At 40.1% G+C, this 26,674-nt stretch carries 26 protein-coding genes; 6 read left to right on the top strand and 20 right to left on the bottom strand.

Features of this window, described 5'->3' with window-relative positions:
• Positions 1 to 46: 46 nt before the first annotated feature.
• Positions 47 to 472 carry a Fur family transcriptional regulator gene (locus HZ311_RS14410; RefSeq protein WP_019724202.1) on the bottom strand — a complete coding sequence of 142 codons (426 nt, stop codon included), beginning with the start codon at positions 470 to 472 and terminating at the stop codon, positions 47 to 49.
• 182 nt (positions 473 to 654) lie between these two features.
• Positions 655 to 1,581, bottom strand: a complete 927-nt coding sequence (gene cysK, locus HZ311_RS14405) for a cysteine synthase A (RefSeq protein ID WP_178946781.1) — start codon at positions 1,579 to 1,581, stop codon at positions 655 to 657.
• A gap of 255 nt (positions 1,582 to 1,836) precedes the next feature.
• Here cysK and HZ311_RS14400 point away from each other — a divergent pair, with 255 nt between their 5' ends.
• Positions 1,837 to 3,132 carry an ISL3-like element ISEfa11 family transposase gene (locus HZ311_RS14400; protein WP_010734358.1) on the top strand — a complete coding sequence of 432 codons (1,296 nt, stop codon included), beginning with the start codon at positions 1,837 to 1,839 and terminating at the stop codon, positions 3,130 to 3,132.
• A 104-nt stretch (positions 3,133 to 3,236) separates the two neighbouring features.
• Here HZ311_RS14400 and HZ311_RS14395 read toward each other — a convergent pair whose 3' ends face one another.
• From HZ311_RS14395 to HZ311_RS14385, 3 genes are all read right to left on the bottom strand, one after another.
• On the bottom strand, positions 3,237 to 4,106 hold the full coding sequence (locus HZ311_RS14395) for a glucosaminidase domain-containing protein (RefSeq protein ID WP_019724201.1): 870 nt from the start codon (positions 4,104 to 4,106) through the stop codon (positions 3,237 to 3,239).
• Between the two features lie 257 nt (positions 4,107 to 4,363).
• On the bottom strand, positions 4,364 to 6,358 hold the full coding sequence (tkt, locus tag HZ311_RS14390; RefSeq protein WP_023519577.1) for a transketolase: 1,995 nt from the start codon (positions 6,356 to 6,358) through the stop codon (positions 4,364 to 4,366).
• A 98-nt stretch (positions 6,359 to 6,456) separates the two neighbouring features.
• Entirely contained in the window at positions 6,457 to 6,708 is a 252-nt protein-coding gene (locus HZ311_RS14385; protein ID WP_010735570.1) for a DUF896 family protein, read from the bottom strand.
• Between the two features lie 151 nt (positions 6,709 to 6,859).
• Between HZ311_RS14385 and lexA the strand changes: the two genes are divergently transcribed.
• A complete protein-coding gene (lexA, locus tag HZ311_RS14380; RefSeq protein ID WP_010735571.1) occupies positions 6,860 to 7,483 on the top strand; it encodes a transcriptional repressor LexA in 624 nt (207 codons plus the stop codon).
• A gap of 176 nt (positions 7,484 to 7,659) precedes the next feature.
• Positions 7,660 to 7,878 (top strand): hypothetical protein, encoded by a 219-nt coding sequence (locus HZ311_RS14375; RefSeq protein WP_023519576.1) that lies wholly within the window; start codon positions 7,660 to 7,662, stop codon positions 7,876 to 7,878.
• Between the two features lie 204 nt (positions 7,879 to 8,082).
• On the opposite strand, the gene HZ311_RS14370 is transcribed toward HZ311_RS14375, so the two are convergent.
• The 9 genes from HZ311_RS14370 to HZ311_RS14330 all read right to left on the bottom strand — a co-directional run bounded on the left by HZ311_RS14370 (position 8,083) and on the right by HZ311_RS14330 (position 18,059).
• Positions 8,083 to 8,595 (bottom strand): adenine phosphoribosyltransferase, encoded by a 513-nt coding sequence (locus HZ311_RS14370; RefSeq protein ID WP_010735573.1) that lies wholly within the window; start codon positions 8,593 to 8,595, stop codon positions 8,083 to 8,085.
• Between the two features lie 14 nt (positions 8,596 to 8,609).
• On the bottom strand, positions 8,610 to 10,907 hold the full coding sequence (gene recJ, locus HZ311_RS14365; RefSeq protein WP_023519575.1) for a single-stranded-DNA-specific exonuclease RecJ: 2,298 nt from the start codon (positions 10,905 to 10,907) through the stop codon (positions 8,610 to 8,612).
• A 234-nt stretch (positions 10,908 to 11,141) separates the two neighbouring features.
• Positions 11,142 to 11,576, bottom strand: coding sequence for a LapA family protein (locus HZ311_RS14360; RefSeq protein ID WP_023519574.1), 435 nt, complete (start codon positions 11,574 to 11,576; stop codon positions 11,142 to 11,144).
• Positions 11,577 to 11,585: 9 nt separating this feature from the next.
• The gene (locus HZ311_RS14355) at positions 11,586 to 12,374 is read right to left on the bottom strand and encodes an SDR family NAD(P)-dependent oxidoreductase (protein WP_010735576.1); all 789 of its coding nucleotides are present in this window, start codon (positions 12,372 to 12,374) and stop codon (positions 11,586 to 11,588) included.
• Positions 12,371 to 13,312: a ribonuclease Z gene (gene rnz, locus HZ311_RS14350; RefSeq protein WP_023519573.1), complete on the bottom strand. Its 942-nt coding sequence runs from the start codon at positions 13,310 to 13,312 to the stop codon at positions 12,371 to 12,373. The genes HZ311_RS14355 and rnz overlap by 4 nt, the downstream gene beginning before the upstream one ends.
• A gap of 151 nt (positions 13,313 to 13,463) precedes the next feature.
• Positions 13,464 to 14,051, bottom strand: a complete 588-nt coding sequence (locus tag HZ311_RS14345; RefSeq protein WP_023519572.1) for a hypothetical protein — start codon at positions 14,049 to 14,051, stop codon at positions 13,464 to 13,466.
• A gap of 264 nt (positions 14,052 to 14,315) precedes the next feature.
• Positions 14,316 to 15,629: a GTPase ObgE gene (gene obgE, locus HZ311_RS14340; protein WP_269153467.1), complete on the bottom strand. Its 1,314-nt coding sequence runs from the start codon at positions 15,627 to 15,629 to the stop codon at positions 14,316 to 14,318.
• 251 nt (positions 15,630 to 15,880) lie between these two features.
• Positions 15,881 to 16,813 carry an alpha/beta hydrolase gene (locus HZ311_RS14335; RefSeq protein WP_010735580.1) on the bottom strand — a complete coding sequence of 311 codons (933 nt, stop codon included), beginning with the start codon at positions 16,811 to 16,813 and terminating at the stop codon, positions 15,881 to 15,883.
• 154 nt (positions 16,814 to 16,967) lie between these two features.
• Entirely contained in the window at positions 16,968 to 18,059 is a 1,092-nt protein-coding gene (locus HZ311_RS14330; protein ID WP_019723746.1) for a DUF871 domain-containing protein, read from the bottom strand.
• Positions 18,060 to 18,245: 186 nt separating this feature from the next.
• On the opposite strand from HZ311_RS14330, the gene HZ311_RS14325 reads away from it, so the two are divergent.
• Positions 18,246 to 18,998, top strand: a complete 753-nt coding sequence (locus HZ311_RS14325) for a peptidylprolyl isomerase (protein WP_023519570.1) — start codon at positions 18,246 to 18,248, stop codon at positions 18,996 to 18,998.
• A gap of 444 nt (positions 18,999 to 19,442) precedes the next feature.
• Here the strand turns inward: HZ311_RS14325 and fabZ are convergent, their stop codons facing one another.
• Complete coding sequence (gene fabZ / locus HZ311_RS14320; protein WP_010735583.1) at positions 19,443 to 19,883, bottom strand: 3-hydroxyacyl-ACP dehydratase FabZ; 441 nt, start codon at positions 19,881 to 19,883, stop codon at positions 19,443 to 19,445.
• A 210-nt stretch (positions 19,884 to 20,093) separates the two neighbouring features.
• On the opposite strand from fabZ, the gene fabI reads away from it, so the two are divergent.
• Positions 20,094 to 20,849 (top strand): enoyl-ACP reductase FabI, encoded by a 756-nt coding sequence (gene fabI, locus HZ311_RS14315; protein WP_023519569.1) that lies wholly within the window; start codon positions 20,094 to 20,096, stop codon positions 20,847 to 20,849.
• Between the two features lie 66 nt (positions 20,850 to 20,915).
• Here the strand turns inward: fabI and HZ311_RS14310 are convergent, their stop codons facing one another.
• Positions 20,916 to 21,929 (bottom strand): branched-chain amino acid aminotransferase, encoded by a 1,014-nt coding sequence (locus HZ311_RS14310; RefSeq protein WP_023519568.1) that lies wholly within the window; start codon positions 21,927 to 21,929, stop codon positions 20,916 to 20,918.
• A 177-nt stretch (positions 21,930 to 22,106) separates the two neighbouring features.
• Here HZ311_RS14310 and HZ311_RS14305 point away from each other — a divergent pair, with 177 nt between their 5' ends.
• Entirely contained in the window at positions 22,107 to 23,024 is a 918-nt protein-coding gene (locus HZ311_RS14305; RefSeq protein WP_010735586.1) for a mechanosensitive ion channel family protein, read from the top strand.
• A gap of 279 nt (positions 23,025 to 23,303) precedes the next feature.
• Here HZ311_RS14305 and cbpB read toward each other — a convergent pair whose 3' ends face one another.
• From cbpB to racE, 4 genes are all read right to left on the bottom strand, one after another.
• Entirely contained in the window at positions 23,304 to 23,810 is a 507-nt protein-coding gene (cbpB, locus tag HZ311_RS14300) for a cyclic-di-AMP-binding protein CbpB (RefSeq protein ID WP_010735587.1), read from the bottom strand.
• A gap of 106 nt (positions 23,811 to 23,916) precedes the next feature.
• Complete coding sequence (locus tag HZ311_RS14295; RefSeq protein WP_010735588.1) at positions 23,917 to 24,429, bottom strand: metallophosphoesterase; 513 nt, start codon at positions 24,427 to 24,429, stop codon at positions 23,917 to 23,919.
• Entirely contained in the window at positions 24,430 to 25,782 is a 1,353-nt protein-coding gene (gene rph, locus HZ311_RS14290; protein ID WP_041684412.1) for a ribonuclease PH, read from the bottom strand.
• Entirely contained in the window at positions 25,782 to 26,609 is an 828-nt protein-coding gene (racE, locus tag HZ311_RS14285) for a glutamate racemase (protein WP_019724592.1), read from the bottom strand. The genes rph and racE overlap by 1 nt, the downstream gene beginning before the upstream one ends.
• Positions 26,610 to 26,674: the final 65 nt, after the last annotated feature.

Genomic DNA, 26,674 nt, shown 5'->3' with positions numbered 1-26,674 from the left:
CAACAAAGTCATTTGACCTTATCGATGTTTCAGATGTTCGCACGATTTATTTTTTGCAATTCGGACATAGCCCATATAATTCTAAACGATGATCATGGATTTCAAAATCAGTTAAGCGCCCCGCCGCCATTTCAATATCTTCTAGCCCTGGATAATGAAAATCGACGATCGTCTCACAATTTTGGCAAATCACATGATAATGTCTTTGTGAACTAAAATCAAATCGGCTTGATGCATCACCATATTTCATTTCTTGAACAAACCCGATCGATGTGAACAATCGTAAATTATTGTAAACTGTAGCAACACTCATATTAGGAAAGCGATGCTCAAGCGCCTTGTAGATTTCATCTGCAGTTGGATGCGAACGATGCTCAATCAGATACTCTAAAACTGCGTATCTTTGCGGCGTAATCCGAATATTTTCTTTTTTCAGCTGCTCGATCGCCGCTTCTACTTTTTTATTTTCCATATAAACAAAACCCCACCTTATTGTTCTTTTATTATCATACTATTTTTATTTTTTTATATCTACATATTATGGAAAGAAAAAGAAAAGAATTTTATAATTTTGCCTATTTTATGCAAAAAAAGTGTAAAATAACAGATGTTTCACCATTATTTCACACTTTTTATTCAGATTTTCACGTAGACTTACATATCCTGATACAAAGGAGTAGACAAATAACGTTCTCCGTTATCAGGAATAATCGCAAGAACTTTTTTTCCAGCACCTAGTTCTTTAGCTACATTAAGTGCAGCTTCAACTGCAGCTCCTCCAGAAACACCCACTAAGATACCTTCTTCTTGCCCCATACGGCGAGCTGCGATCATTGCTTGCTCACTAGATACTGATAAGACTTGATCATATACATTCGTATCTAACGTATCCGGAACAAACCCTGTTCCGATGCCTTGGATTTTGTGTGGACCAGGTTCTTTTCCTTCTAAAACGGCAGATTCGGCTGGTTCAACCCCAACGATCTTAAGCGCTGGATTGATCCGTTTTAATTCGTGTCCCGCACCGGTGATCGTTCCACCAGTACCGATTCCTGCGACAAACGCATCCAACCCATTCACACCAAACGCCGCTTGGATTTCTGGACCAGTCGTTTTTTCATGAACTAATGGATTAGCTGGGTTTTCAAATTGCAGAGGCAAGAAATACCCATTTTCTTCAGCCAGACGTTTTGCTTCTTTGATTGAACCACTGATGCCTTCTGTCCCTGGAGTCAAAATTAGTTCTGCTCCGTAGCCCTTCATCAATAAGCGACGCTCGATACTCATCGTTTCAGGCATGACAAGTTTCACATGATATCCTTTTGCTACACCGACCATCGCTAAACCAATACCAGTGTTCCCTGAAGTTGGTTCAATGATTGTATCACCCGGTTTCAATATTCCATCATGTTCTGCTTTTTCAATCATATTCAAGGCAATACGGTCTTTCACGCTGCCACCTGGATTGAAGAATTCCAATTTAACAAAAACATCCGCAGCTCCTTCTGGAACCATCTTATTTAATCGAACGATAGGTGTTTTACCGATCAATTCTGTGATCGACTGATAAATCTGTGTCATGTTTTTTCCCCCTTCATTTGCTTCTCTATTAATCATAATACAAAAGAGGTACTTCTGCGAGTGATTCTTACTGGAGAAGCAAAAAATAGAGGCATATCCAATGATATGCCTCTATTTTTGGCTCTATAATTTATGGGACTGATGAATCAGAATTGATTCTTCAGTCCCATTTTCATTTTAGGTATTAAAAAACATATCGTTCTCTAGTATGATTAAATCACCACAAAATAAACAACTGAGAGGACGATATGCTATATGAATGATTCTATCAAAAAAATGCTGAGAATAATAGAGAAAGATTTGATGATTACAGAGGTCTCTTACGAGACCCTTCAGAAGAAAAAGACGTTGGTCGTCGATGCTGTTCTCTCGCCTACTCCTCGTGCTTGTAGAAGTTGTGGTTCTACTGTGGTAGATGGAAACGGGAAAGCAATTATAGTGAAAAATGGAAAAAAAGAAACGATTGTCCGTTTTGAACAATACAATCATATGCCTTTGGTTATGCGCCTAAAAAAGCAGCGCTATACCTGTAAAAACTGCCGAACCCATTGGACTGCTCAAAGTTATTTTGTCCAATCCAGACATTCAATCGCAAATCATGTTAGATATAAAATTGCTTCTTTACTGACTGAAAAAGTATCTTTATCTTTTATTGCGAAAAGCTGTCAGGTATCTTTGACCACTGTTATTCGTACATTGAAAGAGTTTAAAAGCTATTTACCAAAGCAATCTAAGAAGATTCTCCCAAGAGTATTGATGGTTGATGAATTTCGTTCGCATGCTTCCATAGAAGATAAAATGAGCTTTATTTGCGCAGATGGCGAAACAGGAAAATTAATAGATGTTTTGCCTACGCGTAAATTACCTCGATTAACAAGCTATTTCTTAAAGTGTACCAATCCAGAAGAAGTAGAATTCTTGGTGACAGACATGAACGCCGCCTACTTCCAGCTCACCAAACGTGTTCTGCCAAATGCGAAAATAGTGATTGATCGGTTTCATATTGTCAAACACATGAATCAAGCGTTCAATGAGTTGCGTATCCGTGAAATGAATGAACTTCGTAAAGCAGGACAGAAAAGCCAGGCAGAAAAACTGAAAAAGAACTGGCGCTTTTTGCTAAAAAATCGTGCAAACATCAACCATTATGAATACAAAACATGGAAAAGTTTCCGAGCACCAAAATACCCATTTCTTACTGAAGCAATGATGATTGATCGATTGCTTGAGTTTTCTACGCCCCTAAAGGAGGCGTATCCCTTTTTTCATGAATTAGTTGAAGCCTTTCGAGACAAAGACCCTGACTTATTTTTCTCCTTATTAGCAGAACTTCCCGAAACGTTGGATGACAGCTTTCGGGAAAAGCTTCAAAACCTTCTGACCTATGAAGAAGGCATCACCAACGCAATGATCTATCCTTATTCCAATGGAAAAATAGAAGCGAAGAATACCCACATAAAGACAATGAAACGAGTATCCTACGGATTTAAATCATTCGAGAACATGAGAATTAGAATCTTTTTGATCAATCAATTAATCAAAGTAAGATAACAAAAAATCTGAGCCAGAATGAGGTTCATTCTGACCCAGATTTGATTTTGCACAACTCATCAGTCCTTATTGACAAAGAGCCCTATTTTTAAGTTGATATAAAGTTAGACATTGATTTCTTGTCCAACCAATAATGAATAATTTGACATCGTCATGCCATTTTTTGCCATCAGATCATCGACGGACATACCAAATTTTTGAGCAATATCCCAAAGTGTATCTCCAGAGACGACAGTATAAGTTTGGTTACTACTTGTCGTAGTCGTTGTAGAGGTTGTCGTACTGGTCGTTGTGGTACTTGTCGTACTAGTTGTTGTTGAACCAGTTGATGGTGTATCAAAGCGAGTCAGATTATATGTGCTGATCAATTCATTTAATTTGTATGCGTAATTAGGATCTGTTGCATAACGTCCAGTTAAATAAGCTGTTGCATCATAATAGCTGGTTGTATTACTTTTCCATACACCTGAATAATGATAATCGCCTGTCGAAAAGCTAGTAGATCGTAAAACATTCGCATGATCTTGGAATGATTCCCAATAAGATGAATAGCGACGGAAAGGTTCGTTCATCGTTACCCATTGACCATTCAAATATTCTTGCGTATTCATATATACCACAGATTGACCTGCGCTACCTTTGACTCCAAATAAGTTGTAATATGGTGCACTTGATAATCCAGATGTACCATAAGCACTTTCAAGTAATGCTTGTGCAATCATGACAGATGCATATAAGTCATTGCTTGCTGCAACTTCAGAAGCAGCCCATCCGATTTGATTGATAAATGCTTGCGGATCGGCAGAAGATGCGACATCTAACTCATCCGCACGTACAGTTTGTGGTGTTGCTGTGACCAACATTGGCCCAACTAATAGGCTTGTCCCCACTAAAGGTGCAATGGCTTTTTTATTGATGGTCATTTTCCTTTTGGGCCTATGGTGTCGAGCGCTACGGGTTCTCAGCTCTTGCATTCAAATTCCTCCTCAAATGAAACAGTAAATAAAACTTCCTCTTAAACGAAACTTAATCATTTAAATTATACGTTTTATTTTATTGAAACTCAAACGAATCTTCAATTATTTACTTTTTGTAATCTTCACGTAATCAAAAAGTAACACAAAAGTAACGACAATTATCCCTTTTTACTAATTTGTACCTAAAAAAATAGAAAATTGGAGGCTTGGAAAAAATCTCCAAGCACTCCAATCGAACTGCTTTCAGTATTTGTCTATAATTGATTGAAGACGTTAACTACATTATCTACTGTAAAACCAAATTCTTCAAGTATTTTGTTTCCAGGAGCAGAAGCACCAAAGTGATCGATCGTGATCGTTTGACCTTCGATTCCTACATAACGTTCCCATCCAAATGAAGCAGCCGCTTCAATCGCAACACGCTTCGTCACTGATTTTGGCAAGACACTTTCTTGATATTCTGCAGATTGTTGTTCAAACAAATCAAAACTTGGCATAGAAACCACTGAGACATCTTTTCCTTGTTCCGCTAATACTTTTTGCGCTTTGACCGCTAGATCCACTTCTGAACCTGTCGCGATCAAGATTCCTTCTGGTTGTTCCCCTTTAGCTGGAGACAAGACATAGGCACCTTTTTTAACCATATCATCCGCCACTTCTTTTGTTGTTGGAAGAACTGGTAGATTTTGACGACTCAAGACTAAGATCGTTGGTGTATCTGTCGATTCCATCGCAACTTTCCACGCCGCACGAGTTTCGTTCCCGTCCGCCGGACGTAAGACATGGACACCTGGCATACTTCTAACCGAAGCCAATTGTTCCACTGGCTCGTGCGTCGGGCCATCTTCACCAACTGCCACAGAGTCATGGGTCAAGACGAAAATAACTGGCGTGTTTTGGATCGCTGCTAAACGCACAGCTGGTCGCAAGTAATCGACAAAGACAAAGAATGTTCCCCCATAGATCCGGGTACCACCATGCAATTGGATCCCGTTCATCGCTGATGCCATCGCAAACTCACGAACACCAAACCAAATATTGCGGCCTTCATAGTGTTCAGGCGTGAAATCTTTGTCTGCTGTCACCATCGTATTGTTTGATCCAGATAGATCGGCAGAACCACCCCAGAAGCTTGGGATCGCTTTTGATAATTCTTGGATAACTTCTTTACTTGAGACACGACTCGCTTGGCTTTCACCTTCGTCGTACGTTGGAAGTTCGGCATCCCAATTCTCTGGTAACTTCCCAGCAAAAGCATCTTCGAATTGTTGCGCTAATTCTGGATACGCTGCTTTGTATGCTGCGAACATCTCACGCCAAGCATTTTCAGCTTTTTCGCCTTCTTCAACCATCGTTTGACGGAAGCGTTCCGCCACTTCTTCTGGTACGGTAAAGTCAGGGTATTCCCAACCATAGATCTCTTTAGCTTTTTGAATGCCTTCTAAGCCAAGTGGTGCGCCGTGAACCGCAGAAGTTCCTTGGTTTGGTGCACCAAATCCGATGACCGTTTTCACTTCGATCAATGTCGGTTTGTCTGTTTCGGCTTTCGCTTCTTCAATTGCTTTTGAGATAGCTTCCAAATCATTGCCGTCTTTGACCAAGATATGTTGCCAACCATAAGCTTCATAGCGTGCGCCAACATTTTCAGTGAAGGCTTTTGAGGTTGGTCCATCTAAAGAAATATCGTTTGAATCGTATAAAACGATTAATTTTCCTAATTTCATATGTCCAGCCATCGAACTTGCTTCTTGAGACACACCTTCCATCAGGTCGCCATCGCCACATAACGCATAGGTATAATGATCAACGACGTTGAATTGATCTTTGTTGTAGGTCGCTGCTAGATGCGCTTCTGCCATTGCCATCCCCACAGCCATTGCGATCCCTTGTCCTAACGGACCAGTCGTTGCTTCGACGCCGTCCGTATGGTTGACCTCAGGGTGTCCTGGTGTTTTTGACTCCCATTGACGGAATTGTTTCAAGTCATCAATCGTCACTTGGTACCCTGCTAAGTGCAACAAGCTGTACAACATCGCTGAACCATGTCCCGCAGATAAGACAAAACGGTCACGGTCTGCCCAGTTTTTAGAAGTTTTCGGATTCACTTTCAAGTGTTTCGTCCAAAGGGCATAAGCCATTGGCGCGGCACCCATTGGTAACCCCGGATGTCCTGAATTTGCTTTTTGTACTGCATCGACACTCAATGTACGGATCGTATTCACACCAAGCTGATCAATTTTATCAAACAATGTAACCCCTCCTGTAATTTAGGTTTTTTTTACCTATATTTCTACTTCTAATTTTATAGTATCTCCTCTGAAAAAGCAACGACTTTTAGTTTTTTTTACTAAAACTTGCTATTTCGGTCGTGGAGGCCTTTTTTCTTCTGGATTTCTTTCAATTTATCTGGTGTGACATCATTTCCATCGGGATCAACCACTTTCATCCCTTCAATATGATGTCTCATGCCAGAACGAAAGGCTGTCAGATATGCTTCTCGTAATTCCTTTTGCTCTTTGACTTCAGCTGGTGTCAATCCTTCTGCTTTTTTCTTTTTAGCTAACTGATTGATACGTTCGATTTTTTCAGGCGATAACACAACTATTCCTCCTCGCTTTTGCTTCTCCTACATCTTATATAAAAAACGAAAAAAAAACAACTACATCAATAGTCTTTAATGCGAACATTTGTTTGAAATCATGTATTTTCTATGGTACTATCTATTTATCAAGTGAAAGAAGGTGTACCTTGTGGCCCGACAAACTGAAACAAGACAAATCGAAGTCTTACGATATATTCACGAACAAGTGACCCAAAAAGGCTATCCACCGACTGTCCGTGAGATCGGAGAAGCTGTTCAGCTTTCTTCCACATCGACAGTCCATGGTCATCTTGCCCGATTAGAGAAAAAAGGCTTTATTCAAAGAGACCCTACGAAACCACGTGCAATCGAATTGACGCAACAAGGATTATCAAAAATTGGGATTCGCCCAACGACGATCCCTGTTCTCGGCGTTGTTACTGCCGGAGAGCCGATACTAGCTGTCGAGGAAGCTTCTGACTTCTTTCCAGTCCCACCAAACCTTTCCTCAGAAGAAGGCAGTCTGTTCATGTTGACGATCCGAGGAGAAAGTATGATCAATGCTGGGATATTGGATGGCGATAATGTCATTGTCCGTAAACAAGAAACTGCACAAAATGGTGATATCGTGATTGCGATGACTGCAGAAGACGAAGCAACTTGCAAACGGTTCTATAAAGAAAGAGATCATTTCCGTTTGCAACCCGAGAATGATTTACTGGAACCGATCATTTTAGATGAGGTGTCGATCTTAGGTCGTGTCGTTGGTCTGTACCGTAGTCATATTTATTGATAAAAAAGAAAATTCAGTTATTTATTTACGAGCTTGAGATCATGATCTCAAGCTCGTCTTTTCCTCTTTTAGTAGATATCTTTGTTCTTTTTAAACTTCCCTCTTTACAAACCGAACAAAAGTTCGTATACTAATGATACGAACTTTTGTTCGCATTCTATAAAGAGGTGAAAATCATGAAATCAATGAGACGTTTTGGTTTAGTATTGATCGTTTTGTTTTTAGGTATTATTATTGGTAATTTTGGTCTACGTACAGCGCTGTTGGTTTTTGTTCCTTTATTTACATTGTGGTTTATGTTGTGGGATGAAAAAAAATACCGTCAATCACAACGTCGTCAATCCCATGAAGACTCCTTCTATCACGAAACCTATTACAGCTCCAGGCACTCGTAAAAGTAAATAAGATCGCTTCTATGAAAAATCCGTCCAAGCAAACGATGATCGCTCGTTTGCTTTTTTTAACGACAAACTGACTACCTACTCCTTGCACACATTTGTTCCATCAATAAATTGAGGCTACTCATCCAACGAAAATCCCCTTCCGCAAACGATTCATCCGTTTGTGGAAGGGGGTTTTCTGTTCAATATTTTATTTGATTAATACTCCATCAAAGTAATCATGTCGTAGCCTTCGATTTTGTCACGACCATGCAGATCCATCAACTCGATCAAAAAGGCACAACCCACAACAACTCCGCCAAGTTCTTCGATCAATTCGATCGTTGCTTTGATCGTTCCACCTGTTGCTAATAAGTCATCACAGATCAAGACTCTTTGTCCTGGTTGAATTGCATCTTTGTGCAACGTCAAGGTATCTGTACCGTATTCAAGCCCGTAAGTGACTTCGATCGTTTCGCGAGGTAATTTTCCTTTTTTACGCACAGGAGCAAAGCCCACGCCTAATTCGTAAGCCACTGGACACCCTACGATAAATCCACGTGCTTCTGGTCCAACGACCATATCGATACGTTTTTCTTTCGCATAATCAACGATTTGCTTCGTTGCTTCACGATAAGCATCTCCATCAGCCATCAATGGCGAGATATCTCTAAATATAATTCCTTTGGACGGATAGTCAGGAATACTGGCAATATAATTTTTTAAATCCACTTTATTGTTTCCTCCTAGGTTGTTAACCATTTTTTTATTGTGGGAATGTCACTTAATAGTAAGAATTCCTCTGATTTGATTTTTTTCAATCGCTCCTGATAGCGGTCACTTGCAGTCAATAGATGACTCGCCGGATCTGCGACTTTCTCCAAAACACCATTGTTTATTGTAACAAACTTCAACTCAAAAAACACCTGTATCATAAAAATTAATAATTTTTGTGGAATTTTTAAATAGTTGGCCATTGCACCTAATTTATGTCTGATATCGATCCGTTCTTGCGCATGGATCAATTTGAAGAGTCGAGCATATTGTTCTCTTGTTCCTACACCGTTCAAGTATGCTTCATCAACAGAAATACCTAAAAAGTAAACTCGGCTAAAGGACCCAAATGATAAGATCTCTTTCAAGTCGTTCAAATCGGTTGGACAATCGATCACGACTAATGCGTTTGGGTCATTTTCCTGAATCCATGATTGAATCATTTCTTTATCTGTCCAATGAATGATGTGTTTTTGTATCGACTCATTTAGTTCTTTGATCGATGCTTCATCAAACGCTAAATAGAACGGACTTTCGATTTCATTTGCTAATGTTCGGTAACGTTTCGCCCGCCAATCAAATACTTGCAATCCTTCTACTGCAAAGTCAGAAACCATCAGCTGCGGTTTTTTGCGCCCATTCCATTCATTGATCGATAATTGTCCTACAATATCAAGCGAATCATCTACAAATTCATTTTCTTGTGGGCCAAAACCAAACGCGACAGCATCTAATTGACTATCTTCATCCACTAAAGAAAGCTTCAAGTGCTGTTGGTTCGAACCGATTCGTTTTACATTTTCGACTGCAACCTGTTTGAATAAAAAGTTAGGTACAGGATTATCTGTTCCGAATGGTGCCAGTAATTTCAATGTAGCGATTTGTTCGACCGTTACATCCTTTGGGGAGACGATTTCATCGATCACCAACACAGGACCTTTAGACAAGTCGATTTGCTTTTCTTCTATATAGGCATTCATCCGGTCTTGTAACTCAGGGATATTTTCCGCTGGCATTGTTAATCCGACTGCTGCGTGATGGCCGCCAAAAAATGTAAACAATTCACGCATCTCATTCAGCATATCGAAAAGATTCAACGCTTCGATACTTCGACCTGATCCTTTTGCAACGGACTGGTCTTTGATGCCTAGCACGATTGTTGGTTTGCCTGTTTGATTCATGATTTTTCCTGCAACGATCCCTAGTACCCCTTCATGCCAGCCTGGATGTGCTAATAAATGGATCTGGTTCTCTTCATTGATCATCGCCAATGCTTCTGAGGTGATTTGCTCAACGATCGCTTTACGTTCTTCATTGACCGTTTGTAACTGCTCGGCTAATGTCTGAGCTTGACTTTCGTCGAATGTGGCTAGTAATTCAACTGCTGGATTAGGGTCTCCCATCCGGCCGATGGCATTCAAGCGCGGGGCAATCGAAAAACCGATAATCGTTTCATCCGCTTCATTCGTACGTACACTACTTTTCGCAAACAGTGCCTGTAAGCCTACTCGCTCGGTATGACGAATTGCCTCTAAACCTAACGCCACTAGCGTCCGATTCTCATCAGTCATAGAGACAAGGTCAGCGATTGTGCCAATTGCGACTAAATCTAAAAATTCTGCTGGTGGTTCTTCCAACAAAGCGGTCGCTACTTTAAACGCGACACCGACACCTGCTAATTCTCCAAAAGGATAATTGCCTTGTGGATGGCGGGGATGGATGATTGCATAAGCCGCCGGTAATTCACTAGGCAACTCATGATGATCTGTCACGATCACATCTACTCCCTGCTGTTGTGCATAAGCAATTGCTTCATGCCCAGCTACCCCATTATCGACAGTCACGATCAATTGAGTCCCTGCGGCTATTTTCTCTTGATAAACGGTTAGATTAGGTCCATACCCATGTTCAAATCGATTAGGTAAAAAGACTTCCACTTGGGCACCAAGCAATTCTAACGTTTCTTTCATGACGGTCGCACTGGTGATGCCATCTGCATCATAATCTCCGTAAACTAAGATTTGTTCACCATTGATCACGGCTTCTTGGATACGGCTGATTGCCTTGTCCATATCAAACATCAAATATGGATCATGCAACTTTTGCTCTTTTGGATGTAAAAACCGATGGATACTTTCTTCCTCTCGGTATCCTCTTTGCCATAGCAATTGCCCGATCAGAGGAGACAATCCTTGTTGTTTGATTATTTGGATAAAAGATTCAGAAGGTGTTGTTTCATTGACCTTCCAATCAAAATTTGCTCGTCTCACATACTCACCCCTAACTTAGTCATTATAGCAAACGTCTTCTCTAAAAAAAAGAATTTCAGAAGATTAGATTCTGACATCTCCAACTTAAATAAACCAAAGTAGACAAAACAGATTCGTTTGCCTACTTTGGTTGCCTTTTAGAAATTGAGTAATAAATCCTCTATTTGATTTTTGATACAGTGATTTCTACCACTTTATTCTATTTACTTTCAAAAAAACATCAGCTATCCATGATCAATCAAAGTAATTGACGCTTTGCTTTGGTGTTTGAGAAGGTGATTCAGAAGGTGTTTGCATTTGTTCGATCTGTATTTGCTTTGCTTGTAATTCTGCTTGATAGGCCGCTTCAAGTTCCGCACGTTCATTTCGAAATTGTCTTTGTTGTTCTTCTGTCGCCTCTTCGATTTTCTTTTGGATATCTGCTTGGTTCTCTGCTAATTCTTTTGTTAATTGTTTTAATTGTTTCTTCTGTTGCCATAGTGTCGTAAAGGCTGTTAAAAATACAATCAATGCACCAATCAATGCTGAACCAATGATCACTAGAATCAATGGCGCATTAAAAGAAGCAAATCCAAAGCTTACAGGAACATTTTGATTGTTCAATACAGCGAACACGACAATGACAAGTACAAGTAAAAAACCAACGATCACACTACCTTGCTTTTTCATTTACTTCACCTACTTTTTATTAAAAATTCCACCTGCAAAATAATCCCCAATGGTTGGGAAAAGTGCATAAAATTTAGACGCGATTTCTAGCAATACCGGCTGATTGATCTCACGTTTAGGATGCTTCATCGCTCGCACGATCGTTTGTGCTAATTTAGTTGAATCCAAAACTAAATGACCGACTTTTTCCAAATAACTACCACTTGGATCAGCCTTATCAAAAAATTCCGTTTCGATTGGTCCGGGATTTACCGTAGTGACCGCGACTCCTAGTGGCTTCAACTCTAAACGTAACGCATTTGAAAAGCCCAAAACAGCAAATTTAGTAGCAGAATAGATCGTAGATTTAGCTGTCGCCATTTTTCCTGCCATGGATGCCACATTGATGATATGTCCTTGACGTCTTTCTGCCATATCGATCGCAAATTTTTGTGTCAATACCATCATCCCCAAGACATTGACTTCGAACATATCGTAGGCTTTTCCTAAGTCAAAGGATAAGAAATCCTCAAAGATACCAAATCCAGCATTATTGACTAAGATATCAACACGACCGACCTCAGTCATCACCTTGTCGTACAATTCATCTACGCTGTCTGGATTACTAACATCTAGTTGAAACGCGTATGCTGGTTTTCCACTTAGTTCTTGACAAACCGCCATCACTTCGCCGATTTGTTGGATTCTTCTCGCACACGTGACAACGATTGCTCCTTGTTTTGCTGCTTCATAACAGATTTGTGCACCTAAACCACCAGAGCCACCAGTGACTAAAACGACTTTATTTTCTAAATTCAACTTTTTTCCTCCTCTTGAAACGGAACATCCACAACCTCAAAATCTTTCATGACTTTTGTATTTGGAAAGATTTCTTGCGCTTCTTGTTCAAGTTCTTGTGTTGCTTTTCCTAGATATCTCGCACTGATATGGGTCAGTAATAATCTTTGGACATTTGCTTCTTTTGCCACTTCTGCGGCTTGATGAGTCGTTGAATGGAAATAATTATGGGCCATTCTCGCCTCGTTTTTATTAAACGTACTTTCATGCACCAAGACATCTGCGTTTTTTGCTAATATAACAGAATTGGTCGTTTTTCGAGTATCTCCTAAAATGGTCACGATTCGTCCTTTTTTATCTGGACCGACAAAATCGCGTCCATTGATGAGCTGGCCATTGTCTAATTGGACCGTCTCCCCTTTTTTTAGTTTTCCATAGATGGGACCAGCTGGAATATTCAGTTCTTTAAGCTTATCCACTTGTAATTCGCCTTTGTGATCATGCTCAACGATCCGATATCCGTAGCTATCGATGCCATGGCTTAATTTTTTTGCATACACAGAAAAGTGTGCGTCTTCAAAAATAGCTTGATCTTCTGATAAATCAATAAAAACAAGGGGATAGCCTAGTTTAGTTTGAGAAATCGTCAGCGCATTGCGTACAAATGCTTCCGTTCCTTTAGGGCCATAGATTTCTAATGGTGTTTCGCCACCCTGAAAAGAGCGACTACTGATTAAACCTGGCAAACCAAAAATATGATCCCCATGGAGATGAGTGATAAATATTTTTTCTATTTTTCTTGGACGGATATTTGTTCGTAGAATCTGCATTTGCGTGCCTTCCCCACAATCAAACAACCAAATCTCATTTCGCTCGTCCAAAAGTTTCAATGCGATACTTGAGACATTTCGATGTTTAGCAGGAACCCCTGCGCCTGTACCTAAAAATTCTAGTTCCATAATTTACCTAACTTTCTATTCATTCTTATTAATTCTAGGGTAAAATCAGCCGACAATCAACTGAAATTCGCAGGATAATTTTTAGAAGACTGTCCCTATAAATGAAAAGAGTGAATAAGTACCACTATTCTTACATCCATTCTTTTTATCGTTATTCAGAAGGCGTAGTATCCTCTGAGCTATCGGTTGGCTTTTTGTGCTTTTCATCCCAATTTTTCTGCGCTGTTTCTTTTGCATGTTTTTCTACCTCAGTTGCATCATGAACGTCTTGTTCTACTTCTTCATAATCCAATCGAGTGATTTCTCCACCTAATTCCATCATCACAAGTTGGTTCAATGGTCGGTTGTCCTCTTCTTCTGCGATCAAGATCAGACCTGTTGCGCCTTCGCCGATCTTATTTCCAACAAAATCAAACACCGTTTGTGCATCTTTGATTTCCTTGGCATCTTGGCTCGCACCGATCATTCCGCCCGCAAACCATCCTAGCAAGATCCCTAATGGGCCACCTAAAACGCCAACTAGCATTCCGATCAGACCACCTTTAGAGGATTTATTGTTCCCAGTAAAATCTAAGAAGTCTTCGATTTTGAATTGATGGGCGCCATTAGACTGATGGCTGATGACCGCCATTTGTTCGCCTTTGATCGCTCTCGTCATGTGAAGCTTCTTGATTTCGGAAAATGCTTGGTAAGCTTGACTTTCTAACTCAAAATTCAATATGATCACTCGTTTGCTCATGGAGATCGCCTCTTTCTCATTTTCTTTTAGTGTACCTTGGAATAAACAAAAATAAAAGGGAAAACCTTTAAAAAATAACGCAGTATACAAAAAAAGGAGTTTGACATTCGTCAACTCCTCAAATCCGATAAAGGTTCTACGAAAGCCTGCTCCTAAGAGAGTAAGTCAAAACCCAAAAAAATGAACGATCATTTTCTCAAATTTTGCCTTACTACTTGGAACTGAATGGCTATCTAGTCACTTAAATATGTGGTGTATCTAATATTATTCGACAAATTCAAACTCAAACTCACCAATACGCACCAAGTCACCATCTTTTGCACCTCTGGCACGCAAGGCTTCATCGACACCCATCCCACGTAATTGGCGAGCAAAACGCATCACCGTTTCATCGTGGTCAAAGTTAGTCATTTGGAACAACTTCTCGATTTTCTCACCTGACAATACCCATGTCGCATCTGGTTCACGATCGATCGTAAATTCAGGACCTTCTGGATTGAAGCCATAATGAACGGTTTCTTCTTCGATCTCTTCCTCGTATAATGGGAATTCTGGTGTTACTTCCAACAGATCAGCTGTCGCATTCAGTAAGGCATCCAGTCCTTTACGAGTCACACCAGAGATTGGGAATACTGGGATGTCATCGGCAAATTCATCTTCTTTGTTTTTATTTAGTTGTTCTTTGAATTTCACTAGATTTTCTTCTGCATCCGGCATATCCATCTTATTTGCTACAATGATCTGTGGACGCTCTAACAAGCGCAAGTTATGAGAAGACAACTCATGGTTGATCGCCAAGTAATCTTCGTAAGGATCGCGCCCATCCATTCCACTCATATCGATCACATGCAAAATGACACGAGTACGTTCGATATGACGCAAAAATTGTGTGCCTAATCCGACGCCTTGTGAAGCTCCTTCGATTAGTCCTGGAAGATCCGCCGCCGCAAAACTACGTCCGTCACTTGTAGTGACCATCCCTAGATTTGGTACAAGGGTAGTAAAGTGATACGCCCCGATTTTTGGTCTTGCCGAAGAGATCACAGAAAGCAAGGTCGATTTCCCAACCGAAGGAAAACCTACGAGACCTACGTCTGCTAGTACTTTTAATTCTAATTCGATTTTACGTTCTTGGCCGGGTTCGCCGTTTTCAGCAATTTCCGGCGCAGGGTTTCTTGGAGAAGCAAAATGAATATTTCCGCGACCGCCGCGACCACCTTTTGCTACTACTAAAGTCTGACCATCTTCGATCAAATCTCCTAAGAGTGCCCCTGTTTCTGCATCACGTACAGTTGTTCCTTGAGGGACTTTGACATACGTATCATCAGAACCACGTCCATGCATCCCTTTACTCATGCCATTTTCACCGGGCTGAGCCTTAAAGTGACGGTTGAAACGGAAGTCCATCAACGTGCGTAAGCCTTCATCAACGACTAAGATCACATCGCCTCCTTGACCGCCATCACCACCAGCCGGTCCTCCATCAGGTACATATTTTTCTCTACGAAACGCAACCATCCCGTCTCCGCCTTTACCAGCCTTCACGTCGATTGTTACTTGATCTAAAAACATGGACATATTATCGTCCTCCTATTTCCTTTTATCTATTCTAACTATACTGACTACCTGAATTTCCACAATAAACACAAGTCCTGTCTATTTTATCGGTGAATGGCCCGTTTGTCCATCATTAAACTGAAAGTTTCACGGAAATACCTGACTCTTTCTTTATTTTACTGCAAGAACGAATGGAGACAAAATAAAACGTTGTGACCAAAAGTTTCAAGAAAGTTCTTAAAGTTCTTTAAGAAACACTTTGGTCACAACAGTTATTTTACATATTTTTCTAGGAAACTACTTACAGTCTTTTGATAATTCTCAGGATCGATCGAATATGCTTTGGCATGCTCTGCTCCTGGGACGATATATTTTTCTTTTGGTCCGTTCGTCGCTTGGTAGACTTTGTCCAACATTTCGTAAGGAACAAATGTATCCGCATCCCCATGGATAAACAGCATCGGTAATTGGTTTTTTTCTAATTGTTTGATCGCATCAGCTTCCCCAAAGAAATAGCCGGCTCTGATTTTTGTCATCAAGCTGGTTACTTGGATCAGTGGGAACGGCGGTAAGCTAAATAATTCATTGAGCTGATAAGCCAATTCTTCGTTAACAGAGGAATAACCGCAATCTTCGATGATCGCTTTAACATTTGTAGGCAGTGATTCTCCGCTAGTCATCATCACCGTCGCTGCCCCCATACTAATACCGTATAGAACGATTTCTTCCGATTGACCGTTTGTTTCAAGCACTTGATCGATCCATTTCACATAATCTTTCCGTTCGTGCCAGCCAAAGCCGATATAATCCCCTTCACTTTTTCCGTGTCCACGCGCATCAGGTACTAATACGTTATAGCCAAGATCATGGAACATCTTTGCGTAATTTGCCATCGTTTCTGCATTGCCCATATATCCATGAGCCACAATCGCCGTCTTATGACTGTCTGTTGCTGGTAGATAAATGGCTGATAGCTTCAACCCATCCGTAGATATCTGTTGCCACTCTTTACGATTGTCAGGATTCGCAAACCAAGATTGTGCACTCGATTCTTCATTTGTTTTTGTTGTGCCAGGAGTATCGCCTTCTAAAAAGTCTTTTTCTGAAGGAACAACGGCATAGTTATAAAAATAATTACCCGCAAAGACTAATACGACTGTCACGAGTAAAGTCACGCCGATTAAAATTTTGATCCAAAGTTTCATCTTATACCTTCCTTGCTTTTACATTGATGTACTGTCTAAAATTAGTATAAACAAAGAGGACGTGTGATGCAATCTAGAATAAATAATAATCGTCATTGAAAGACCCGTAAAGCGATCAAAGCTTTACGGGTCTTTTCAATATTTAATTGTATAATTATTTACTTTCAATCAACTTGAAGTTTGACCATGGTTTCAAGAAATCAAGTAAGAATAACTCATCGTCTGAGATACGTCCGACGACATTCACTCGCCCATCATTTTTCATTTCCTTTAAAGCAATTTGTGTTTCGCCTTTATATTGACCATAACCAACGTTATCGATCAATACATCCCCACGGGTCATATCTTTCGTATTATGCGCTGGGAATGGTTTATCTTTGTAATAGATGCGTGTCATCGTGGAACGCAAGATATACTCTGAGCGATCTCCACGATAACTATGAAGGTTGTCGAATAGACAAATACGTTCGTCTTCTGTGATATCGTCTGCTACATCCACTTTTAATGTAGGATAACTTGCAAAGAAGGCTTCAGACATTGCGCGTAATTCCTCTTCACTCGCATAAGCATTTCCTACTGAGATATCATCGATCAAACCTGTCAACATCAAGTGTTTGACTTGCGTCGCGATTTCAAGATCACGATGGTCTTCTAGTGAACAAAGTCCGTCTTGTGTCGGCCATGGGCCAAAGTCGGCTGTTTGTGAATTTACGAATGCCATCGTATTCAAATTATATTTGCGGAATTTCTCCGAACAAGCGACAAAATGATCATATCCTAAACCAGAATAGCGATGAGGGTAAAAGTTATGTGAACCTAGTAAGTTATCTGTGTTCGGCGAATAGCTCATGATATTGTCAACATAATTCGTGCCTGAACTCATGTTGATCTCAATTTTGATATTGTATGGATTGCGAGTCATTTTTGCTTCTTCAGCTCCAGTAAATCCAATATCAAGACGAATGCCGTCAGCGCCCATCTCATCAAAGAACGATAGATCATCATAAGAGATCTCTAACTGTTCAAATAAAGCTGGATTGATATCCACCATGACTTCCATCTCTAATTGATTGGCATAATCGACTACCTTTTTAAAGTCTGCTAAGACTTTTTCTTTATCGTCTGCAATTTGTAATAAACTTGTGAATACACGTTTAAATCCGTATTTATGTGCTAAATCTAAATATTCTTTGTCCTTTTCAAACGTTGAACGTTCTGGATAAATTGAAATTCCTAATTTTCCCATGTGTTGATACCCTCCTGGATGTGCGTTTTTGTATCCACTTACATTATAACAAACCGCTTTCAAATGGTCTACACCTTTTGCTATTTATTAAATAATTTCGCTTATTGTTCGAAAAAGTGTAGGTATTTATCTGATAATTTGCTATCATTAAAGATAACAACGAACTAAAAAAGAAAGGAATTACTTATGAAACACAAAAAATTATTTTTAACTATGAGTATGGCTGCAACGCTATTATTTGCAGCTGGTTGTACGTCGAACGGTTCAGATACCGCGTCTTCAAGTACAAAAGAATCTACAGAAAAAACAACAGAGACTAGCACTGTAGAAAGCATCGATTTAAATTCTTTAGAGTTACCTCAATTGAATACAGAAGTCGCTGATAACGAAGATCTAGTTGAAATGGTCACAACTAAAGGAACGATCAAGATCAAACTATTCCCCGAGCTTGCACCAAAAGCTGTGGAGAACTTTATGACTCATGCTAAAGATGGCTATTACGATGGCGTCACTTTCCATCGTGTCATCCAAGACTTTATGATCCAAGGTGGCGATCCTGAAGGGAACGGAACTGGCGGAGAAAGTATTTGGGGAGAAGGTTTCGAAACGGAGATCTCAAACCAACTGTATAACATCCGCGGCGCCCTTTCAATGGCTCGTACACAAGACCCGAATAGTAATGGCAGCCAATTCTTCATCGTACAAAACTCTGATGACATGCATGATGGTTTATTGAAAGATGATTACCCACAAGCTATCATTGACGCTTATAAAAATGGCGGCTACCCTAGCTTAGATGGTGAATACACTGTCTTTGGTCAAGTCGTTGAAGGTATGGACGTCGTTGATGCGATCGCTACTGTCGAAACAGATAGCTCAGATAAGCCAAAAGAAGATGTGAAGATCGAAAAAATCAACATCTTACAGGAAGCAAAATAAACACACATTTGATCACTTTGAGGTCGTGACAGAAGTGTTCAGCCTCGAGAAATAAGGCGCCATCCACGAAAATTGTTTTTCAAATTTTTGTGGATGGCGCCTTATTTTTCGAAGAGGTTACTTTTGTTCCCGCCGTTTATTCGGTTATAGGTGGGTGAGATGAACGAATGTCCCACTCCCTTTTTTACTAAAAAAACTTTTGATGGCTGGGACTTTACAACTATTTTTTATATTTTCGCTAAAAAATAATTTTTTTATTTTCATCTTTAGTAAAACTTAACATTTTCAAAACAGTCTTAAATAGACAAAAAAAGATCATCTAAGAATAGAAAACTATTCAGAAGATGATTCTTTTTTGCGGAAAGCTACTTTCCACTCCCCTATTGCCATATCTATTGATATTTTTAGAACCTCTCTATGGGTTCCTAAAGTTTATTTTTATCTTTATGCTTGCTCATTGACGATAAATGTAAATTCACATTCACACACTTTTTTATCGTCAACAAAAGCTTCAGAAATCGCAGTCCCTACAGGTCCTTTCATTTTGATGATCTCAAAATGACACTTCATCACATCCCCAGGAACGACTTTTTGACGGAATTTTGCTTTGTTGATCCCACCGATATACGCACGTTTCCCTAGGAACTCTTCTGATTTTAAAATCAAGATCGAACCTGCTTGTGCAAGGGTTTCTAGGATCAACGCTCCGGGCATGACAGGATTGTCAGGGAAATGACCTTGGAAAAAATCTTCATTGATCGTTACATTTTTTGTTGCAATGATCTTCTTTCCTGAATCGATCGAATCCACGTAATCGATGTAACAAATTGGGTAACGGTTTGGAATAAGATCCATTACTTCCGTTGCTGATAATGCGTATGACATAGTTTACTCCTTCTTTCGGGCAATTGCCGTAATTAATACTTTGATTATCAAAGTATCATATTCTTGATTATTTGGCAATCATTTTTTATTCATCAAAAAAATAGTTTGACAATCAAAGCATTTTACTGAATAATAAGAAATCAAGAAGTTATTTTTTTGCACTTATATTATCGTCAAACAAAACTTTTATTGAATCAAAGGAGTGTCTATATGTCTTTTTTAGAAGGAAAAAAAATCGTGATCATGGGTGTTGCGAATAAACGCAGTATTGCTTGGGGTTGTGCAGAAGCAATGATGCAACAAGGCGCTGAGATCATCTATACGTACCAAAATGAACGTATGAAAAAATCGCTAGTCAAATTAGTCGGTGAAGATGCCTTCACTGTAGAGTGTGATGTTGCTAGCGATGAGAGCATCGAAAAAGCGATGGATACGATTGGTGAATATGCCGGTGAAATCCATGGTTTGGTCCATGCTGTTGCTTATGCCAACAAAGAAGAGCTTTCAGGTAACGTTTCTGATATTTCAAGAGAGGGTTATCAATTAGCACAAGACATCAGCAGCTATTCATTGATCGCTGTATCGAAGTATGCCCAAAAATACTTAGCTCCCAACAGCGGCATCGTAAGTATGTCTTATCTTGGTTCACAACGAGCGATCCCTAATTATAATATGATGGGAATCGCAAAAGCTTCACTAGAAGCTGCCATTCGCTACTTAGCCGCTGAATTCTCACCTAAAGGAATCCGTGTCAATGGGATCTCTGCTGGTGCGATCAAAACGTTAGCAGTTACTGGTGTGAAGGATTACCAAAAATTGATCGAGTTATCCGAATCACGCACCCCCGATCAACAAGGTGTGACGATCGAAGAAGTCGGAAATACTTGTGCTTTCTTGATCAGCCCCCTATCTAGCGGGATCATCGGTGATATCATTTACGTAGATAAAGGTGTTCACTTATCTTGATCCAATAAAAAATCAGCCCTCCAATGTGAGAGCTGATTTTTTTGTAGTTATTTTTAAAGCCAGTCATTATTCGACGACTTCGATCCAACCTTCTGGTGCTTCGATATCCCCAAACTGGATACCCGTCAATTCATCATATAAACGCTTAGTTACTGGTCCTACTTCTGTCTCACTGTAAAAGACATGTAAATCATTTTTATAGTAGATTCCACCAATCGGTGAAATCACCGCTGCGGTTCCACACGCACCTGCTTCTGCAAATTGATCAAGTTGATCGATGTAGATGTCTCCCTCAACTGCTTTAAGCCCCAAACGTTCTTCCGCAATCTGCAACAAGGAATACTTCGTAATACTTGGTAAAATCGAAGGCGATTGCGGTGTGATGAACTGGTTGTCTTTAGTGATACCAAAGAAATTCGCCGCGCCGACTTCTTCAATTTTTGCGTGCGTCGCTGGATCTAGGTAAACGCAATCTGAATAATTTAATTCTTTCGCTTCAGTCCCCGGTAATAGACTTGCTGCGTAGTTACCTCCTACTTTGGCAGCTCCTGTTCCATTAGGTGCCGCTCGGTCATAGTCAGAAACGATAAAGTTCGTTGGTTTCAATCCACCTTTGAAATAGGCTCCTACAGGCGTACAGAAAACAACAAACAAATACTCAGGCGCTGGATGAACACCAATGTTTTCTCCAACCCCGATCAGGAAAGGCCGTAAATACAACGTTGCTCCTGAACCATAAGGTGGCACAAAGGCTTCATTTGCTTTTACGACTTCTTTCACTGCATCAACAAACATTTTTTCTGGAACCATGGGCATCAATAAACGTCTGGCACTCTGGTTCAAGCGACGACTGTTTTGCTCTGGACGGAATAAATTGATCTTTCCATCTTTTCTACGATAAGCTTTTAATCCTTCAAAGCACTGTTGGCCATAGTGAAGTGCGGGCGATCCTTCATGAAGTGACAGATAATTATCTTCGGTCAATTCGCCTTTTCCCCACTCGCCATCTCTCCATTTGGCAACGAAGCGCCAAGGTGTTTTGATGTAAGAAAATCCTAAGTTATCCCAATCTATTTGCATGTTCATACCACCAATCGTCAGTTTTGAAATATTTTAGCACTATCTCTCCCATTTGTCATCGTTTATTTTAACCACTTGTTATTGCAAGTGTGATTGGTAGCTTATCTAATGATTTATTTTGATTTTTATGCTGTTCTTGTTACAATACAAAAGAGACTAATTAGAAAAGGGGATTTTATGTTTTCATTCATTGCAACAGCAGAAACAACAAGCTCAACTGGAGAAAATTTGACTGATCAAGCGGTTAGTCAACTCAATGCGTTCCAACGTTTTTGGAATAATATTGATTGGGATGGGATTTTTTCTACAATGATCCAAAAAGGATTATTCCTTATTTTTTTGATTATTCTTTTTGGCCTCATTAATCGAATCGGTAAATACTTGATCGACAAATCTTTTAAACAATATTCAAAAAAAACCGTTCTTAACGGTAGCCGCTTAAAAACGTTACAAAGTCTTTTAAATACCATTTTCAATTATACGATTGGCTTTTTCTTTATTTATGCCATCCTATCCGTGATCGGTGTGCCGATTGGTTCACTATTAGCCGGAGCAGGGATTGCCGGAGTAGCCATCGGTTTAGGCGCACAAGGCTTTATGAGTGATGTGATCACTGGCTTCTTTATTATCATGGAACAACAAATGGACGTTGGCGACTATGTCAAATTAACGAATCTTACGATCGAAGGAACCGTGGTATCCGTTGGTATCCGGACACTGCAACTCAAAGGTGTTGACGGTACCGTCCACTTCATTCCAAACCGTAGTATCACAACGATCAGTAACCTTTCTCGTTCCAATATGCAAGTCGTTCTTGATATTCGGATCGTTCCGGAAGAAGGCTATGATAAGATCTATGAGATCATTCAAAAAGTTAATGAAACGTTAGCTGTAAAATACGAAGAGGAATTACAAACTGAGCCATCGATCTTTGGATTGGTCGATATCGGCAACAGTAACTTTGCGATTCGGACAATTTGTTACGTTTTAAATGGTAAACAGTTCGAATTGAAAGAAGAATTTTTGAGTTCATATGTCAAAGAACTGACAGCTGCCGGTTACAGCATCCCAAATACACCGATCGTGTTGAAATAGTTTATGTAGTGTCTACGCTGGGAGTGGGACATTAGCCCTCTCCTACCATCTAAAACCGAATGAACAGAAGTGTTTAGGTTTGACCTCTTTTTTTAATCATTAGAAAAATGTCTAAAATGACTAAATTATTTGATTCTCAGGACAAACTTTATTCCCACTCGTGCCATTCCTTAATACTTCAAATGAAGCGACGTCCAGAAGTTAGAAATATAATCTAACTTTTAGGCGTCGCTTCATTTGTTTTATGTCTTTCTATTTTGTGAGTAGGATCAATTACCTTTAACTAACGATATCGATTCTTTCTCTTAAATCATCTACATCTATTTTTGGTGATACAATATTTTGACGTTCTAATTCGTGTACCATGTAATTGACTGCTTTCAATAACTCTTTTCGTGTGATGATTCCTTTGAACACTTTATCCTCTGTGACAACTGGCAAGAACGAAGCATCCACTAGTAAATGAAGAACTTCTTCTAGTTCCCAATTTTCATCAATGGTTGGTACATCGGTTTCCATTACATCAGCAACTGTTAGGCCTTCTAATGGTTCCATACTGATTGTTTGTAGGTCCATCATCTTATTGACAACATTCGACAGACTGACTAGACCAACAAAGCGATCATCTTTCCCTAAGACAGGGATTTTAGTGTAGCCAACTTTCGATAAAACTAATAGTCCATGCGATAACGGATGTTGATACATAACATTTGCCACGTTTTCTGCTGGAACCAAAAATGTCTCTTGATTTTGCAGTAATAACTCTCTTACAATTGGTCCAATCATGTATTGGCCCTCCATTTCAAATTCTTTCAATATCTCTATTTTACCGAAAACGGATGCAAAATCTATACAAACATTTCTTTTTTTAGCAAAAATTAGAGTTTGTTTGTCAGCGTTTATATTCAAATGCCATGTTATCGATTTTTTTGTGTGATCGATTATAGTATTGGACAGCAAGTGTCTCTTTCGTACTCTCAATGATTGCGTAAGCTGGGATTTGGATCATTCCTCGAGGTTGGGAAATGCTTCCTGGATTTAAGAACAAGATACCTTCTTCAAATTCACACCCTAGTTGATGGGTGTGCCCAAAAAGAGCAATCGTTGCTTGTTGCTCTTTTGCTTCAAGGGCTAACTGAGTCAAACCAAAGCGGACATTCGATAAATGGCCGTGCGTCATATATACCCGATCAAGCCCAGTATCTACAACTCGTTTGGTCTCAAAGTCTGTGCCGAAATCACAATTGCCTTGTACACCGAGATAAGTTTCCCAAACTTCATCTGTTGCGTCAAGTTCTGAATCGCCACAATGAAAGAAATAATCAACTTGATTTTGATACTGGGTCAGCAATTCTTTGATGATTGCTCGATCCCCATGGTTGTCACTAACGACTAAATAGCGCATCTACTCCACTCCTTCCAACCATCCCTGCCAAACTTGGCTTAGTTTTGCCATAGCCAAGCCTCGGTGACTGTGGTTATTTTTTTCTTCACTTGAGATTTCTGCCGCTGTTTGAGTGTACCCATCAGGAATGAACAAAGGGTCATAGCCAAAACCATTTTCGCCTTTAGGTATCCGACCAATTCGTCCAGGCCACTCTGCTTCCACTACTAAACTTTCTTTATTTGGCTCAGCGAAAACCAACGTACAATGAAATTGTGCGGTGCGTTCTTCATCAGCTACATCGGTTAATTCAAAAAGTAATTTTGCGTTATTTGCCGCATCACTCTTATGTTCGCCAGCAAAACGGGCAGAATAAACTCCTGGTCTACCACCTAACACATCGACTTTCAGGCCAGAGTCATCCGCCAATACTGGCTGGTTCAATACTTGAGCAATCGTTTCTGCTTTTAACCGAGCGTTTTCTTCGAATGTTGTACCTGTTTCTTCGACATCAGGTATCTCAGGATAATCAAACAATGTTTTGACTGTATAGCCTTCTTTCGCAAATAAGGTACGGAATTCTTCTGCTTTGCCTGCATTTCGAGTAGCAATCACAATCGTTTTTTCTGTCGGTTCAGGCGTAGTGTCTGACCATTCACTCAACAAAACATTTTTTTGTTCAAAAATCAGTGATTCGATCGCTGTTTTGCCATAAACAAGCATTTCGTTCAATTGTTCACCATCAAAGGTAGCTTCTTCGCCTGTCCCTTGGATTTCCACAAATTTGCCCGATTCCGTCATCACTAAGTTCATATCGACTTCTGCTGCAACGTCTTCGTGATAATCCAAATCAGTCACACATGTCCCATCAGCTAAAATCCCTACACTGATGGCGGCTAAATGTTCTTTGATTGGATCATTCGCTAACACTTTTTTCTGTAATAATTTTTCGATAGCTAATCTTAAAGCCACAAATGCACCGGTAATACTTGCTGTTCGGGTGCCACCGTCTGCTTGGATCACGTCACAATCAACGATGATACTGCGTTCACCAAGTTTCTCGAGATCGACGACCGCACGCAACGAACGACCGATCAAACGTTGGATCTCCATCGTCCGTCCACTTAACTTACCTTTGCTGCTTTCACGACGATTTCTCGTATTCGTGGCGCAGGGCAACATACTGTATTCTGCTGTCACCCATCCTTTACCAGTCCCTTTTAAAAACGGGGGGACTGTCTCTTCAACCGTTGCCGCACAAATCACTTTCGTATCGCCAAAGCTGATCAAAACTGATCCTTCTGGATGCTTCAGCACATTTGTTTCAATCGTGATTTTACGTAAATCTTGGACATTTCTTCCGTCATGACGCATCATTGCTCTTTTCCTCCTAAATCAATCGATTCAACGATCAGTTCTTTTAATCCTAACCAATCTTGGGCAATCTCATGGAACATTTTAGCTGATCCTGTCGTATAAAACTGACAAAGCGTTCGGCCATTTTGTGGTGAATTACTGATTTCAAAATAGTCAAGTAACATCGAAACTTCGCCAATCGTTTCTGCTCCTGAATCGATTAGCATGACTTTATCCCCCATAACATTCTGAATGATCGGGCGAAGGAGTGGATAATGGGTGCAACCTAAAATCAAGGTGTCGATCCCTTTTAATTCTAATGGAGCTAAAGTTTGGGCCACGATTTTTTTAGCGACTGATGATCGGTATTCTTTACTTTCTACGACTGACACAAACTTTGGACACGCCAAGCTGGTGACTTTCAGTTCGGGTGCTTTATCCAGCAAGGCCGTCTCGTAAGCGGCACTTTTGACGGTTCCAATTGTTCCAATCACCCCTACTCGGTGATTTTTCGTTTGTTTGACTGCCGCTCTCGTTCCTGGCAAAATCACACCGATCACTGGAATCGAGAGTGTTGCTTTGATTTCTTCTAATGCGACCGCAGTTGCCGTATTACAGGCAATCACAAGCATCTTTATGCCTTTTTCAACTAAATAATTCGTCATTTCCCATGTATAAGCGATCACTTGCTCTGCTGGTCTTGGTCCATATGGACAGCGCGCGGTATCGCCAACGTATAATATGTTTTCATTCGGCAATTGCTTCAATGCTTCTTTGACGACTGTAAGACCGCCAACTCCTGAATCAATAAAACCGATCGGACGTTTATCTGTCAATCGAATCATCCTTTTTCAAAAAAATTCTACCTTCTATATTGTGGACTTTTTGACGTGATTTATCAAGTCCTACA

The organism is Enterococcus mundtii, from assembly GCF_013394305.1.
GTDB classification, from domain to species: Bacteria; Bacillota; Bacilli; order Lactobacillales; family Enterococcaceae; genus Enterococcus_B; species Enterococcus_B pernyi.
This window is presented reverse-complemented; position numbering and strand designations above follow the sequence as displayed.

Coding starts and splice junctions, on each gene's coding strand:
- HZ311_RS14410 (WP_019724202.1), bottom strand. CDS start 472: ATGGAAAATAAAAAAGTAGAAGCGGCGATCGAGCAGCTGAAAAAAGAA.
- cysK (WP_178946781.1), bottom strand. CDS start 1,581: ATGACACAGATTTATCAGTCGATCACAGAATTGATCGGTAAAACACCT.
- HZ311_RS14400 (WP_010734358.1), top strand. CDS start 1,837: ATGAATGATTCTATCAAAAAAATGCTGAGAATAATAGAGAAAGATTTG.
- HZ311_RS14395 (WP_019724201.1), bottom strand. CDS start 4,106: ATGCAAGAGCTGAGAACCCGTAGCGCTCGACACCATAGGCCCAAAAGG.
- HZ311_RS14375 (WP_023519576.1), top strand. CDS start 7,660: ATGAAATCAATGAGACGTTTTGGTTTAGTATTGATCGTTTTGTTTTTA.
- HZ311_RS14360 (WP_023519574.1), bottom strand. CDS start 11,576: ATGAAAAAGCAAGGTAGTGTGATCGTTGGTTTTTTACTTGTACTTGTC.
- rnz (WP_023519573.1), bottom strand. CDS start 13,312: ATGGAACTAGAATTTTTAGGTACAGGCGCAGGGGTTCCTGCTAAACAT.
- HZ311_RS14345 (WP_023519572.1), bottom strand. CDS start 14,051: ATGAGCAAACGAGTGATCATATTGAATTTTGAGTTAGAAAGTCAAGCT.
- obgE (WP_269153467.1), bottom strand. CDS start 15,629: ATGTCCATGTTTTTAGATCAAGTAACAATCGACGTGAAGGCTGGTAAA.
- HZ311_RS14335 (WP_010735580.1), bottom strand. CDS start 16,813: ATGAAACTTTGGATCAAAATTTTAATCGGCGTGACTTTACTCGTGACA.
- HZ311_RS14330 (WP_019723746.1), bottom strand. CDS start 18,059: ATGGGAAAATTAGGAATTTCAATTTATCCAGAACGTTCAACGTTTGAA.
- HZ311_RS14325 (WP_023519570.1), top strand. CDS start 18,246: ATGAAACACAAAAAATTATTTTTAACTATGAGTATGGCTGCAACGCTA.
- fabZ (WP_010735583.1), bottom strand. CDS start 19,883: ATGTCATACGCATTATCAGCAACGGAAGTAATGGATCTTATTCCAAAC.
- fabI (WP_023519569.1), top strand. CDS start 20,094: ATGTCTTTTTTAGAAGGAAAAAAAATCGTGATCATGGGTGTTGCGAAT.
- HZ311_RS14310 (WP_023519568.1), bottom strand. CDS start 21,929: ATGCAAATAGATTGGGATAACTTAGGATTTTCTTACATCAAAACACCT.
- HZ311_RS14305 (WP_010735586.1), top strand. CDS start 22,107: ATGTTTTCATTCATTGCAACAGCAGAAACAACAAGCTCAACTGGAGAA.
- cbpB (WP_010735587.1), bottom strand. CDS start 23,810: ATGATTGGACCAATTGTAAGAGAGTTATTACTGCAAAATCAAGAGACA.
- HZ311_RS14295 (WP_010735588.1), bottom strand. CDS start 24,429: ATGCGCTATTTAGTCGTTAGTGACAACCATGGGGATCGAGCAATCATC.
- rph (WP_041684412.1), bottom strand. CDS start 25,782: ATGCGTCATGACGGAAGAAATGTCCAAGATTTACGTAAAATCACGATT.
- racE (WP_019724592.1), bottom strand. CDS start 26,609: ATGATTCGATTGACAGATAAACGTCCGATCGGTTTTATTGATTCAGGA.